The sequence below is a fragment of the Paenibacillus sp. LRG-1 genome (assembly GCF_057220305.1).
Genome location: NZ_CM170126.1, coordinates 1,231,501 through 1,244,687, shown reverse-complemented (window position 1 = coordinate 1,244,687; position 13,187 = coordinate 1,231,501). Strand labels below are relative to the sequence as shown.

General features: G+C 46.9%; 12 protein-coding genes. 3 read left to right on the top strand and 9 right to left on the bottom strand.

All coding sequences use genetic code 11. The features are described 5' to 3' along the window. Positions 1-25: 25 nt before the first annotated feature. Entirely contained in the window at positions 26-703 is a 678-nt protein-coding gene (locus ACUUJN_RS05510) for a peptidylprolyl isomerase (protein WP_023987315.1), read from the top strand. 225 nt (positions 704-928) lie between these two features. Here ACUUJN_RS05510 and ACUUJN_RS05505 read toward each other — a convergent pair whose 3' ends face one another. Together ACUUJN_RS05505 and ACUUJN_RS05500 are read right to left on the bottom strand one after the other, a co-directional pair. Then, on the bottom strand, positions 929-1,600 hold the full coding sequence (locus ACUUJN_RS05505) for an MgtC/SapB family protein (protein WP_023987314.1): 672 nt from the start codon (positions 1,598-1,600) through the stop codon (positions 929-931). Positions 1,601-1,722: 122 nt separating this feature from the next. After that, positions 1,723-3,096 (bottom strand): hypothetical protein, encoded by a 1,374-nt coding sequence (locus ACUUJN_RS05500; protein ID WP_048481526.1) that lies wholly within the window; start codon positions 3,094-3,096, stop codon positions 1,723-1,725. Positions 3,097-3,355: 259 nt separating this feature from the next. Between ACUUJN_RS05500 and ACUUJN_RS05495 the strand changes: the two genes are divergently transcribed. Then, the gene (locus tag ACUUJN_RS05495; protein ID WP_484669367.1) at positions 3,356-4,147 is read left to right on the top strand and encodes an SDR family oxidoreductase; all 792 of its coding nucleotides are present in this window, start codon (positions 3,356-3,358) and stop codon (positions 4,145-4,147) included. 116 nt (positions 4,148-4,263) lie between these two features. Here ACUUJN_RS05495 and ACUUJN_RS05490 read toward each other — a convergent pair whose 3' ends face one another. Further along, a complete protein-coding gene (locus ACUUJN_RS05490; RefSeq protein ID WP_028543194.1) occupies positions 4,264-5,046 on the bottom strand; it encodes a YwaF family protein in 783 nt (260 codons plus the stop codon). Between the two features lie 140 nt (positions 5,047-5,186). On the opposite strand from ACUUJN_RS05490, the gene ACUUJN_RS05485 reads away from it, so the two are divergent. Then, a complete protein-coding gene (locus ACUUJN_RS05485; RefSeq protein ID WP_013309048.1) occupies positions 5,187-5,399 on the top strand; it encodes a hypothetical protein in 213 nt (70 codons plus the stop codon). Between the two features lie 93 nt (positions 5,400-5,492). Here the strand turns inward: ACUUJN_RS05485 and ACUUJN_RS05480 are convergent, their stop codons facing one another. The 6 genes from ACUUJN_RS05480 to ACUUJN_RS05455 all read right to left on the bottom strand — a co-directional run bounded on the left by ACUUJN_RS05480 (position 5,493) and on the right by ACUUJN_RS05455 (position 13,187). Further along, complete coding sequence (locus tag ACUUJN_RS05480; protein WP_023987309.1) at positions 5,493-6,764, bottom strand: methyl-accepting chemotaxis protein; 1,272 nt, start codon at positions 6,762-6,764, stop codon at positions 5,493-5,495. 263 nt (positions 6,765-7,027) lie between these two features. Then, on the bottom strand, positions 7,028-8,368 hold the full coding sequence (locus ACUUJN_RS05475) for a hemolysin family protein (RefSeq protein ID WP_484669366.1): 1,341 nt from the start codon (positions 8,366-8,368) through the stop codon (positions 7,028-7,030). 141 nt (positions 8,369-8,509) lie between these two features. After that, on the bottom strand, positions 8,510-9,169 hold the full coding sequence (locus tag ACUUJN_RS05470) for an SGNH/GDSL hydrolase family protein (protein WP_484669365.1): 660 nt from the start codon (positions 9,167-9,169) through the stop codon (positions 8,510-8,512). A 232-nt stretch (positions 9,170-9,401) separates the two neighbouring features. Further along, the gene (locus ACUUJN_RS05465) at positions 9,402-10,667 is read right to left on the bottom strand and encodes a beta-propeller fold lactonase family protein (protein WP_340858962.1); all 1,266 of its coding nucleotides are present in this window, start codon (positions 10,665-10,667) and stop codon (positions 9,402-9,404) included. 175 nt (positions 10,668-10,842) lie between these two features. Beyond that, positions 10,843-11,760, bottom strand: coding sequence for a PD-(D/E)XK nuclease family protein (locus ACUUJN_RS05460; protein ID WP_484669364.1), 918 nt, complete (start codon positions 11,758-11,760; stop codon positions 10,843-10,845). A 131-nt stretch (positions 11,761-11,891) separates the two neighbouring features. Further along, positions 11,892-13,187, bottom strand: a complete 1,296-nt coding sequence (locus ACUUJN_RS05455; RefSeq protein ID WP_484669363.1) for a galactokinase — start codon at positions 13,185-13,187, stop codon at positions 11,892-11,894.

Genomic DNA, 13,187 nt, shown 5'->3' with positions numbered 1-13,187 from the left:
ATCCAACCTTTCAGGAGGAATATCAATGAACCGAAAAACGATACGCCCATGGTACACGCTGTGCCTGCTGGCCATCATGCTCGTGCTGGTTGCTGGATGCGGCACAAAAGCGGCCGATGTGGAAGCTGCCAGCCGGACAAGCACTACAACTCCTGCTGCGACTAAAGACAAAAGCAAGGCTGTTTCCCATCCGATTGTCACGATTGTCATGAATGATGGCAAGAAAATTAAGCTTGAGCTGTATCCGGAAGTAGCACCGAACACGGTTAACAACTTCATTTCTTTGGTGCAAAAGGGAGCCTATAACGGTACCATTTTCCACCGTGTCATCCCAGGCTTTATGATTCAGGGTGGTGATCCGCAAGGTAACGGTACAGGTGGCCCCGGCTACAGTATCAAAGGCGAATTCAAGAGCAATGGTGTTAACAATACACTCAAACATACACGTGGCGTATTATCCATGGCCCGCTCAGCGGATCTGGATTCGGCCGGATCGCAATTTTTCATCATGGTTGCCGATGCGGACTACCTCGACGGTCAATATGCCGCTTTCGGTAAAGTAACGTCCGGGTTGGATGTGGTCGATGCTATCGTCAATTCCAAACGAGATAGCAATGACAAACCGATCAAACCGGCTACGATGAAAAAAGTCACTGTGGATACGCTGGGTAAAAAATATCCAGCTCCAGTCAAAGTAAAGTAAGACATCAAATCAGTCTTTCAAAACGGGATAACAGCAACGACCTTGTGCATACGCATGAGGTCGTTTTTGCTTATCCCCTGATGCTTTCTAAGCTGCTGTCTCTGTGATGTAGTAAGAGTATATACACAAAAGGAAGCGTTTTCAATCATTATTTTTAAAGTTTTTTACTGTTAAATGGGTCTGTCAGCGTTCGACAAAAAGCTACTAAATAAGCAGTAAATTCGTCTAATTGGACTTAGTCTCGACTGAACGAATACCTTCCATCTCTTGCAGCAGTGACAGCAGTTCCTCCACTCCCTCTGACCGGGACAGCTTTACAAGCATATGAATAACCAACTGCTCACCGTTATTGATGCGCTCGGCGTGAAAGCTGTGAATCGTCAGCTTCTTGTGCTCCAGCAGTTCTTTGATCCGATTCAGTACGCCCGGCTCATTGTCGACCTGAACAACTACTTGTCGCGTAGACGGGGTAGCCATCTGATAAAAACGACTATGGAGCAAGGACTGAGCCGCTAAAATAAACAGCGTTACACCTGCACCAAGCCCATACATCCCTGCACCTACGGCAATACCGATTCCGGCGGTAGTCCAGATGCCTGCGGCAGTGGTCAGTCCTTTAATTCTATTTTTTTGTGTAAAAATCATCCCTGCGCCGATAAAGCCGACTCCACTTATAACCTGTGCTGCTATTCTGGAAGGGTCCAGCGACAGGTTCGACCAGACGGTTTGATCCTGAAAACCATATTTGGATACCACCATCATGAGCGCTGCGCCAATACCGACAATGAAATGGGTGCGAATGCCCGCTTCTTTCATGCGACTTTTGCGCTCATAGCCAATTAAGGCGCCGCATAGTCCGGCAAACATGACCCGAATCAGGTAATCCCAATCCCACATACTTTTTTCACTCCACTATCGTTTATGTTTTGAAAAGATGCTGCTCCTCAAAAATATACAATTCTAAAATGCTATGGCAAATGAGCCGTTTATACAGCTGTTATTTTGTTATTACCCAAATTTTAAGGAACCCTCACTTCATCCTCTGGCAGATTGCGATGTAGCTTCCTCCCCTTGAGCAACCACAGCTCCGGTGTATCCTGTACACCATCAAGGCGCAAGCTGAACGCCTCTGCTGGTAAATTGTGTATACGCAGCAATAGACGGTTTCCGTCTGCTACGGCATCCACAAGCTCCAGCAACGTTAGTGAATCGTTTCTTAGGTGGCGGCTCACCTCGCGTGTTGTACCTGCTCTGTCCTCCCGGCTCCAAATACGCAGCTCATCTACAGACGGTGTGGCAATCCGCTTGCTGAAAGAAATAACTACCTCATCTTCGGCTGAACGTTCCGCCTTAAGCGGTTTGGGCGGCTCATCGTACATGTAACCACCCAAATGGTATTCATAGGCGGTCCAGGCGTCGTAGCCGCCCTCAAGGGCGGTAGCCCCAAACCGCTGCGTCCACTCGCGGTCACGTACCATACGCGCGAGGGAGCCAATATCCGCCTGCACCCCGAGGGGCAGGCCCGGATAAGCGGCCCGTATCGACTGCGCGATGCGAGCATAGCCCCGGGTATACTGTGGCGGTAGACGGCGGCGCATCCAGTCCGGCCAATGGGTCTGGAGTACGTGCATATCCGGGGCGACGCACCCGATCATAGCTACCGCGTCCAGACCCTGCCATTCCCGCAGCTGGCCTGGGACATCGCCGCGTCCGCTCACAGCAAGCGACCATGTCGCCACGCAGATGTCCGGCCGGACATCACGTACACCGCCCGCGCCGTTCACCAGCTCGCTGATCAGGCCGTTCACGGCGTCCACACGCAGATCAACCCACTGCGCGTACAGCTTCGGAACCTTCCGGTAATAATTCCGCGCATGCTTGTCGCGGAAATCCGGAATGTCCTCACCGCTACGCTCGCGAAAGGCACGCTGTGCATGCGGCCCAACATCCCCGTACACTCCACTGCGCAGCCCGTTCCATTCGGGGAAATAAGGCTCCGCCACCTCGAACCCGTCGAACGGAATGTCGGTGACGAGCCGGGCAGCGGCTTTCTTTTTCCATTCCACATACTCCTGAGCAAAATGCGAAAGCCGCTGAAATCCGTCGTTCGGTTCGCGCAGCAGCTCCATGCGCCATTCTCTCCACTCCGGCGGCAGCTGGGACACGCCAAAAGAACCGTTGCCTAGCACCATTGCCCACACCGCTATGCCTCTGCGTTGAAAAGCAGCAACAAGCGCTCCATCCACTTCATTTTCACGCACGACAAAATAATGAACGGTCTGGTAGCCCGCAAGGGCGATCTCATCTGCTATACTGTCCCGCGAACGGTTGGCGTAATAGGGAAACAACGGATCGATTTGAATACTGGGGCCGCTCAGTGCCCACGGTTTCATTTTTCCGGTCAGTGCTATAGCGTCTGTCGATTCGGGTCGGTCATTTGCGTTATAGCTCAATTCGATCCACCTCCGTCACTCGGTCTTCTCCATACTTGTTCCTGCTGTATATTTTTGCTACAAGTTCCTGCTGGTTCGCCTATGTTACCATATTTCGCAAATGGGATGAAATCCAGCTGTGACTGTTTCACCATCAACGTACAGAGGTATGGAATAACGAGTCAGGTTTAGTTTATGAACGGAATGGGAGGAATAGTCAATGGCAGAGCAGAGATTGCAAGGGAAGATAGCAGTGGTCAGTGGTGGAGGTTCAGGGATCGGAAAGGCGACCGCGATCCGTTTTGCAGAACAAGGCGCCAAGGTGATCATGCTGGATCGGACACCCAAGCATGCAGAGGAGACCAAAGCAATCATCGAGCAGGCCGGCGGCGAGGCGCTTGTACTGGAATGTGATATTTCCAAGCCGGACATGATTCAGCAGGGGTTCGCTAAAGTCGTGGAAACGTACGGAAAGCTGGACATAGTATTCGCCAACGCAGGCATTAACGGCACCATGGCCCCTATTGAGACACTGGAACTGGAGGAATGGGACCGCACGATGAACATCAATCTTCGCGGCACCTTTGCTACCGTTAAATATGCCGTCCCTTACCTGAAAGAACGCGGCGGCAGCATTATCATTACCAGCTCCATCAACGGTAATCGAACCTTTTCAGGTATTGGATTCTCAGCCTACGCCTCCACCAAGGCAGCTCAGGTTGCTTTTATGAAAATGGCAGCGCTGGAGCTGGCACGTTACAAAATTCGGGTCAACGCGATATGCCCGGGAGCTATCGACACGGAAATTGACGATAACACGTACCCTTCGGAAGACTTGAAGCAGGTACAAATTCCAGTCGAATTTCCGAAGGGCGGAGAGCATCCGCTAGAGGATGTCCCTGGTGAGCCAGAGCAGGTTGCCAATCTGGTCCTGTTTCTCGCCTCAGACGAGTCATCTCATGTATCGGGTACGGAAATTTATGTAGACGGAGCAGAATCACTACTGCGTTAAGTATTAGAATGGGGAACGTTATACCCATGTGTACTACTGTTTAGGCATTCTTAGCAGCCTTATCCCTGGTCATATACTTGTGGAATAGGCTGCTTTTATATCGCTTTACAACGGCTTTATATCGACCTGTCAGCACCATGCAGAGCTCCTTTGCGAAAGCGGACATACAGCCTGCCTCCTGGAAGCACCTCGAACAACAGCATCAGAAGCGAAAAGAACAGCAGTGCAATGGCTTCTTCTGCCAGAATGTACAGAGGATATGGCCCCAAAACATCCAATATCGACGGTGTCGACGGCTTTCCAGCTAGAAACATGTAGTTAGCACCAAGAGCATCGTCTACGATCCACACCATCAGCGCCAAGCCATTCAGAAAAAGCATCACTCCTCCCACACTCTTCCACGTCGGTCGGAGTTCTTCTATCCAGGTCATATACAAGGCTGCCAAAATAATAGCACTATGAGCTACGAAAAAATGGATAAAACGATAATGCGGAAATGCGTATGCCAAATTAGGCGTCAGTACGGCTTGGAGCGCCCCTCCAATTCCGGCAAAAAGGATGATCGGATATAACCAGCGGCTTCGAAAAATAAGCATCAGGATAGACAGCAGCAGTGTCACACTGCACAGTTCTAATGGCAATGAGGTCTGGACATCCCAAATATGCTGCATCACATACCAAATATTCAGAGTCACCTCTGACAGAATGAGGAATGTAATTAACAACCAGCGAATTCCCTCGCTTACAGGCTTGTTCGATCGAATCCATCCCCGAGTCAGCCACAGCATCAAAGCGCATACAATGAGTCCCAATATAGCCAACCCATGTGACGGAGTAAAAGCCTCGAACCCTTCTGGCGCATTGGCATCAAACCAAGGCCCTGACCACGACCTATCCATAGCTAGCCCCCTTTGATCTCTTTCTCTCTTCGTTGCATTCTATTTTATACCCAATAGCCGATTATGTTCTAGCCGTGTTTCTTGCTTGTTCAATACCTTACCTTTATGATAAAAGATATTATATTTAAAGGAGAACCCTCATGGCCATTAATCGCCGATTAATTACAGATCAGGATTTCAATGAGGCACTGGAACGTCATCTTCGTGTCCGAGTATTTCAGGATGACCAATTGATTGGCTCTGGCGGAATCATAATCCGTTTCGACGATCAAACCATCGTCGTGCAATCCAGCGTCAGTGATCTGGCTTACCACCCCAGAAAACAATGTGAGTTTTTTGAAATTAAAAAATAGCCACTACACACCGGGGAACCATTTTGCTTCGTTTTCCGGTGTGTAGCGGCTATATTTTGTTTGTATATATCATGCCTCACATGACGGTTTCTGTTATAGTTGCATTCCCCGTGTTTTCATCATGAGTTTATTCGTAAGCACTTTCAAATCCTCGGAAGAAGACGAAATTTCCTGCATAATTGCTGTCTCCTCATGAGCAGCTGTATAAATTTTGTGAGCTCCTTCAGAGAAGGCCCCTGACATTTGCTGAATACGATGGATCTGCTCAAAGGTTTGATCTACCCGGTTCGTCTGCTCCGTCACGGCTTCTTCCATTAAACGGATGCTCTCGACAAATTCACGTACAATAGCGTTCAAACGGTTCAGCGTCTGATCCACAGAGCTTGTCCGTTCCGCCTCAGCACTGACCAATGACGTCTGCTGATGCATCAACTGCACTGTCTCTACGATTTGTGACTGGACACGGCTAACGATGGCATTTATTTGCTGCACAGACTCCGTACTTTGGGCAGCAAGTGCGCGAATTTGGTGAGCCACTACAGCAAACCCGTTCCCTTCTTCTCCCGCACGCGCCGCTTCTATGGAAGCATTTAACGCCAGCAAATGGGTCTGTTCCGCAATATCCTTCACGGTGCTTGTAATCGCTTCAATTTGGGAAGCTTCTTTTTCCAGTCGGGCAATTACCTGCTGCGAACGACCATGTGATGCTGTCAGCTCTCCCATTCCATCCATCAGGGATGAAAATACGGTCTGCGTCGAATCTACTGAATGCTCCATATGGCCTGACAGTTCCAGCATATGCCCCGATTTGCTACGCATCATTTTAAAATCGCCCAGCATTCGGTCTGCTGTTTTAATAGATTGGGCAGATGCTTGCTTTTGCTGCTCCACGCCATTCAAAATATCTTCTACCACCGAAGACATGGACTCAATTTGTGTGGTAGCCTGCACAATAGCCAAGCTCAGATTTTCCGCACTTTGCGAAGTTGTTCTGGTGCTGTACGAGATCTCATTGAACATATCTTTAATGTTCAGCATCATATGCCGAAATGCATCATACAGAACTTTAATTTCATCCTCCGAACGACGTTCAGGAATCACAACAGACAGGTTCCCCGCCGAAGCTTCCTCTGCCGCCTTTGCCAACCTAACAATTGGCCGTGTGAGTAATTTTGAGATCAACCAGCCCAAAATGCCACTCCACAGAACACCCAATAACAGAATGATCGAAGTGTACACCCATTCTTGTGTACCTTGAGCAAGCCAGTCCTTGAGTACAAAAATAAAAAAAGCGCTTGTTCCATAGGTTATTGCAGAAATTGAGACAAATGCAGTAACCATTTTCGTACCTAGTGACATCTTCATGTACTGTAGCCCACCCCAAAAAACTCAAATTTGATTCCATTTTACCATAAAATTGCTACATTTCTAGTAGTATTTTTCATAGACAGATATATTCATGAGCATAAAGATACAGAGTCTTAAGTCCCCTACGCTAATTACCAAAAACAATATGTTATCAGGCAGCAGCTTGCATCTTAAAATGGACGAATCGCGCTGCTACAAGCTTTACAGGCCATTCGTCACATTTTAAGCGAGCTGTTATTCGACAAAGTCATTTTCCATTATTAAGAATCATTGTCATTTTTCCGTTCAACGACTGCTTTCTTAATCGCTTCAATTGTGTCTATTTGGTGACTGTTCTTTTCCAGTACGGTAAACTCCCATAAACCGATGGTCAGCTTCTCTCCTTGCTGGATATCAAAACGCTCTGAAAGCATCCATCCCCCAATTGTATATACGTCCCCGGCCTCAATATCCGTCTCCAAGCGTCGATTGACCTCATGAATGAGCGCCTGTGATTTGAGTATGTAACGATGATCATCTGTTTTTGTAATGAGTGGAGTTAACGCTGCGGGGGTTTCGGTGTCGGTATAGGAAGGAATGTCTCCAACAATCTCCTCCATAATATCCTCTAGTGTGACAAGTCCTGACGTTCCACCATATTCATCCACCAGCACCGCTACAGGAATGCGTCGTTTTTGCATCTGAATCAGCAGATCCCGAGCCTGAACCGTCTCGATAACCTGAAGCACCGGGTGAATATAAGAAGCCATCGTCGTATTCCCTGTGCTGTGCCCACGTGCCAAATCATGCAGGGCTTCCTTGACGCGAATCATCCCGATAATACGATCCCGGTCGCCATGTTCAGCTACAGGTAGAAAATTATAAACCTTGTCCTCGATCAGCTCCATAAACTCGGCCACTGTTGCCTGGTGGGAGATGGAACGGATGTGGATGCGCGGTACCATAATTTCCTGCGCCGCACGGTCGTCAAAATCAAATACATTGTTTAGATATCGATATTCTGTCGGTGTAATTTCACCACTACGAAAGCCTTCAGATAACGCCAAGCGAAGCTCGGCTTCACTGAGTGCCGCATCTTCTTCAGATACCCTTTTGAGCCCGAAGAGACCCGTAATGACACGCGATGAACGACTGAGCACCCAATTCAGGGGATAGGTCATTTTATAGAATATCGTGATCGGACGGGCAAAAAACAATGCCATCGGTTCCGCAATCTGTATGGCGAATGTTTTGGGTACCAGCTCCCCAATGACCACCTCGAAATAGGTCAAGATTAGAAAAGCCAGCAAAAAGGAGAGCACTCCCGTCAGGCCTGCTGGAATATGAGCCAACACAAACAGGGGATGTAGCAGATGTTCAACAGTAGATTCCCCTAGCCAGCCTAGCGCCATTGAGGTTAATGTGGTTCCGAGCTGACAAGCAGATAAATACTCGTCCAGCCGAGACAAAATGTTTTTAACGGCTTTCGCATTTTTGTTGCCTTCAGAGGCCAATTGATTGATGCGAGATACCCGCACACGAATAATGGAATACTCCGAGGCCACAAAAAAAGCAGTTAATGCGATAAGCAATATAACCAGAATGATATTTATCGTTTCCATAGCCCTCTCTTGCTCCGTTCATGACGAAGCAAGAAGCACCCCCTTTGACATTCATTTTTGGATGGAACCATAACATAAGCAATGATGTCCATAATCGTGTATTACCCAAAAATGACAAGGAGTAGACTATGTATGACCCTGTTAGCGAATCGCCAGCGGACTCTTTTGCACAATATCTATCCATTGATCAGCTATCAACTGATGCCCAACCGCTGTCGGATGAACCCCGTCATGCAGCCAATAGGAGGCGTCCGCCTGGGTAGCGGCTTCGTTCAACATGCTCTGGAGCGGCACAAATACGGTCCCAAATTCGTCCGCAAGCTGACGTACAATACGCTGGTATCCCGTTATTTTTTCTTGCCAAATGTCCCATCGCGCCTCGGTAGCTCCCGTTTTCAAAATAAACGGCTCGCACAGCACGAGTCCCAGATCAGGCATCACTTCACGCGTTTCTTCCAGAAGGTGGCGATAGGCTCGTTCAAATCGGTCCGTCACCCCGGACGGCTCCTGCTCCACGATCCGCCAGGCATCGTTCACTCCGATTAGAATACTGAGTAGGTCCGGCTTCAGGCTAAACATGTCCTCATTCCAACGTGCATACAAATCCGAAACTCGATCCCCCGAAATTCCCCGGTTCACAAACTCTGGCTGCGTGGTAGTCAAACGGCTCCCCAACGCACCTGCGATCAGATACACATAGCTCTGACCCAGCCAATGGTTCGCGTCCTCATTTCGTCCCCTTCCTCCGTCTGTTATAGAATCTCCCTGAAAAAGAATACGTGCGTGTTCTATACTCGTCATCTTCCTAACTTCCTCCTTCGCATTTTCCAATAATACCCTTATCATACCTCGCAGCTTCTAAATTATAAAGCGGTTTCAAAACATAGAAGAATTACAGATTTGCATTATGATATACATTTCTGTTCACCTCGCTACCTGTAGTCGCAAGTAAAAAGCCCGTCGTCACGCGGGCTATCACTTATGCTCCTTCCTCCGCTCCTAGGTTGAGTTCTTCCCAAGACCCCTTTCCAATTCAAGGATTTACTCCTACTGCGAATGGACGAGCTCCCACCGGAATGGTAGTAATCGTAGTTTGGGTGACTCCATCAATTACAGAAACGTTGTTATCATCCTGATTTGTTACATAGATACGATTAGTTATTGGATTGACACCTACTCCATTCGGATTATTCCCGACCGAGATCGTAGCAAGCACTGTATTCGTCAACCCACTAATTATGGAAACATTATCCGTATCGCGATTTGCTACATATATAGCATTTGTAGAAAGATTAATCCCCACTTCACCTGGAGTCGTCCCAACTGGTACGGTAGCAATCACCGTATTCGTTACTCCATCAATTACAGAAACGCTGTTACCCGTGAAATTTGACACATAAATACGATTAGTTTGTGAATTGACACCTATTCTAAATGGATTCACCCCAACTGGAATCTGGGTAATCACGGTATTTGTTTCTCCATCAATGACCGTAACGACATCAAAATTAAAATTTGCTACATAAATGCGATTGGTTAATGAATTGACACCTATCCCCGTTGGAAGAGACAGACCTCCGACAGGAATAATCGTAGCAATCACTGTATTGGTCAAACCGTTAATTACGGAAACTGTGCTATCATTAAAATTTGCTACATATATAGCATTGGTTGCAGTATTGACCCCAATTGAGCTTGCTCCATCTCCAGTAGGAACGGTAGCAATCACCGTATCGGTTAATCCATCAATTACGGAAACGTCATCACTGTTCAAATTTCCTACATAGATTCGGTTGGTTAATGGATTAACTCCTACTCCCGCGGGATTAATGCCAACAGGAATGGACACGATCACCTCATTGGTCAATCCATCAATCACAGAAACATCATTACTATCAAAATTGGCTACAAAAATGCGATTGATTGATAGGGGGCCGGACTCTGCCCCAGCCCCTAACAGCTCAGACGATACAAGCCGATGAGCCGTAACCAACTCTCCAGCTGCATTTTTTCCCCAAACGGAAATTTCAGTCTGACTTGCGGCAACACCTCCCGTTGTAAAAACGAATGAATATGCATCAAAATTTGCAGAATAATTTTTAGTAATGACTTGATTCGGAGCGACTGAGAAAGACTCAAGTACATATGACGTTCTCGATCCGTTTAATATATAGCCTTCTATCATTAGAGTCGAAAAATTGACAGAATCCTGGTTTTCGATTTTGATCGTCACCTCTTGAGTGGGTCTTATACCACTGACAGCACTATTATTAATAGGTCCAGTTGACAGAATGGCCATTTAAATGAAACCTCCTATATTCAAATATTACAGTTAAATTCCAGTCTTAAAAGACTACTAATTCTATTTGTAATATATGCAGGATTTTTAATATAAATTGGACATTAACTCAATAGAGTAAAAGAAAGACACCCATTTTAATTAAAAGGAGTGTCTTTATTTTACTCTATTCCCCTCACACCGCTCGGTACTTACACACCTCACGAAAATTACAGCCTCCGCACGCTCTGCGTGAAGGCATCGGAGTGAAGAAAGATTCAGGCTTGGGGCGATTATAGTAATCGTCATCGAGACAGGACTTCATTTCCTCGATGTATCGTCCGACATTACCAACCACTTTGTCGATATCCTCTTGCGCGGGACGATACACCTCATGCTCTCCTGTCATCAGATACTCCACACGTACCTCGATCTTCTCCAATGGAAGCTGATAGTGCTCCTGCACATAGGAAGCATACAAAAAAAGTTGGTCGGAAAAATCGCCTTCCTTGCCTGTTTTCCAATCCACGATGACCAAGTCTCCATTGTCTCTACGGTAGAGCAAATCCATTTTGACATACACTTTCGTCTCGTGAAGGAGCATCGTATCCCACTTCTCCACTTCTACAATTCGGGCCTTTCCCTGTTGCAGTTCACGCCAAACCGCAGTACGGTATAAATTGTGTATCACCGCGTGCTGTCGCTCCTTAATAAGGGCGATCCGTTCCGGAAGCACCTCGTCGTCGTAATAAACCTCCGCCAGCATGACGCGATTTTTCGGATCTTGTAGCCATAGCTCACGGTGTAGCGATTCCTTGTAGCTGTCATTCAACATGTTCTTCATAGCTGTCTCGAGGTATGCTGTACGCGGGATAGCCCCTTTTTCCATCCATCCACGTATGACTGATTCACACATTTGATGCGTGATATTCCCGAATAAAATATATAAGTTGCTCAGTTGCTTGAGCCGATACAACGTAACTTGCTCTTCAGTGCCCTGTGCCGAATTCCAGCCATTATGCGAGCCGTAATAATGATAATAGTATTTGCGTAAGCATTCATCGAACGTTTGAGCCCTCGATTGCGAATAGGACCAGGACGGGTATATAGCCATGACAGGCCCTCCTTCATTAAAACTATCATCTCTTTATTATAACGCAAACCTAAGCTGTATCGGCGATAAAAAGGACAAAGACTTTAACCCATGGGTTAAAGTCTTCTACTGACTGACTAGTTTGTAAACTCTCAATGAGTCCGTTCAACATTTATCAAATCACTAACATTAACGGCACCGTCCTCACGGACGTTGACAACAAGTACCGGAGTTCCCAGCATTCCGCTGATCCACTCCTTATAATTATCCACATGATCATTCGGAAGAATCGTCAAGATGACACCAGCAAAGCCACCACCATGTACCCTGCATGCGCTGTTATCTATTGATTGTAAATACATTTCGGTTAAAGCCAGTGCAACCGATACGTCTTGTTCCCGCGCAACCCCACTTCTATATACGTTTTGGAGCCATTTCCATGAGGAATTACCAGATTCGGTAATGAGCCTCAGGAAATCAGTAAAGCGCCCCTCCTCCAGTGATTTCACCTGTTCATCCACACGCCTATTTTCTTCAAAAAAATGCAACGCCCGCAGTACTGCACGGTCTCCTGCTTTTTCCCTGACCATTTTAAGGTTGGCATATAGATCCTCTGGCAATAAGTCGCGGCAAACCGAAGCGTCTAAAGACTGAGCCACTGCAAACATTTCGTTGGGCACCGCCGCGTAATCGTCCGTTAAATCAGCATGATTTCCGCCTGTATTTACAATAACGAGGGAATATCCGTTTTGTTCAAAATTCCAATGAACAGGATTTATGATCGGTTCCTTGGGATTTTTAAAGTCAATGGAAATCAAGCCGCCATATGCGCAAGCCATCTGATCGAGCAGTCCCGACGGCTTATTCCAATAACCATTTTCTGCATACTGACCAATTTTGGATTTAGCAACAGCATCTAACACTCCCTCGTTATAAAAATGATTTAATATCGTGCATATCAACATTTCAAAAGAAGCGGAAGAGCTTAAACCTGAAGCAGAGAATACATTACTTGATATATAAGCTTGGAATCCCCCGATACGGTATCCGAATTCAAGTAGACCAGCGGCAATACCACGAACCAGCAGCATCGTACTGTCATCCTCCGGTTTTGGCGACAAGTCGGTTAAATCGATGACGTACTTCGTCTTATAGCCTTCAGAAAAGAATGTAATTACAGACTCCTCCACTTTAGAAGCTGCAGCGATGGTATCGAGTGTTATACTGCCTGCCAGCACCTTCCCGTGATTGTGGTCTGTATGATTTCCACCAATTTCGCAACGTCCCGGAGCACTAAACAGTTCAATATCCCCTACACCAAAATGCTCCCGATACGCCTGTATAAGTGATTCATATCGAGTCGTTTGCTCAGAGATTTGCTGTTGACCGTACATTCGGGCAAGCACCATTTGTCCCTCTCTGGAATTCAATAGTTCCATATCTTTCAT

Excerpts from the sequence above, each read along its gene's own strand:
- ACUUJN_RS05490 (WP_028543194.1), bottom strand. The coding sequence starts at position 5,046 with ATGGATAGGTCGTGGTCAGGGCCTTGGTTTGATGCCAATGCGCCAGAA.
- ACUUJN_RS05500 (WP_048481526.1), bottom strand. The coding sequence starts at position 3,096 with ATGAAACCGTGGGCACTGAGCGGCCCCAGTATTCAAATCGATCCGTTG.
- ACUUJN_RS05480 (WP_023987309.1), bottom strand. The coding sequence starts at position 6,764 with ATGAAGATGTCACTAGGTACGAAAATGGTTACTGCATTTGTCTCAATT.
- ACUUJN_RS05455 (WP_484669363.1), bottom strand. The coding sequence starts at position 13,187 with ATGAAAGATATGGAACTATTGAATTCCAGAGAGGGACAAATGGTGCTT.
- ACUUJN_RS05460 (WP_484669364.1), bottom strand. The coding sequence starts at position 11,760 with ATGGCTATATACCCGTCCTGGTCCTATTCGCAATCGAGGGCTCAAACG.
- ACUUJN_RS05465 (WP_340858962.1), bottom strand. The coding sequence starts at position 10,667 with ATGGCCATTCTGTCAACTGGACCTATTAATAATAGTGCTGTCAGTGGT.
- ACUUJN_RS05485 (WP_013309048.1), top strand. The coding sequence starts at position 5,187 with ATGGCCATTAATCGCCGATTAATTACAGATCAGGATTTCAATGAGGCA.
- ACUUJN_RS05470 (WP_484669365.1), bottom strand. The coding sequence starts at position 9,169 with ATGACGAGTATAGAACACGCACGTATTCTTTTTCAGGGAGATTCTATA.
- ACUUJN_RS05475 (WP_484669366.1), bottom strand. The coding sequence starts at position 8,368 with ATGGAAACGATAAATATCATTCTGGTTATATTGCTTATCGCATTAACT.
- ACUUJN_RS05510 (WP_023987315.1), top strand. The coding sequence starts at position 26 with ATGAACCGAAAAACGATACGCCCATGGTACACGCTGTGCCTGCTGGCC.
- ACUUJN_RS05505 (WP_023987314.1), bottom strand. The coding sequence starts at position 1,600 with ATGTGGGATTGGGATTACCTGATTCGGGTCATGTTTGCCGGACTATGC.
- ACUUJN_RS05495 (WP_484669367.1), top strand. The coding sequence starts at position 3,356 with ATGGCAGAGCAGAGATTGCAAGGGAAGATAGCAGTGGTCAGTGGTGGA.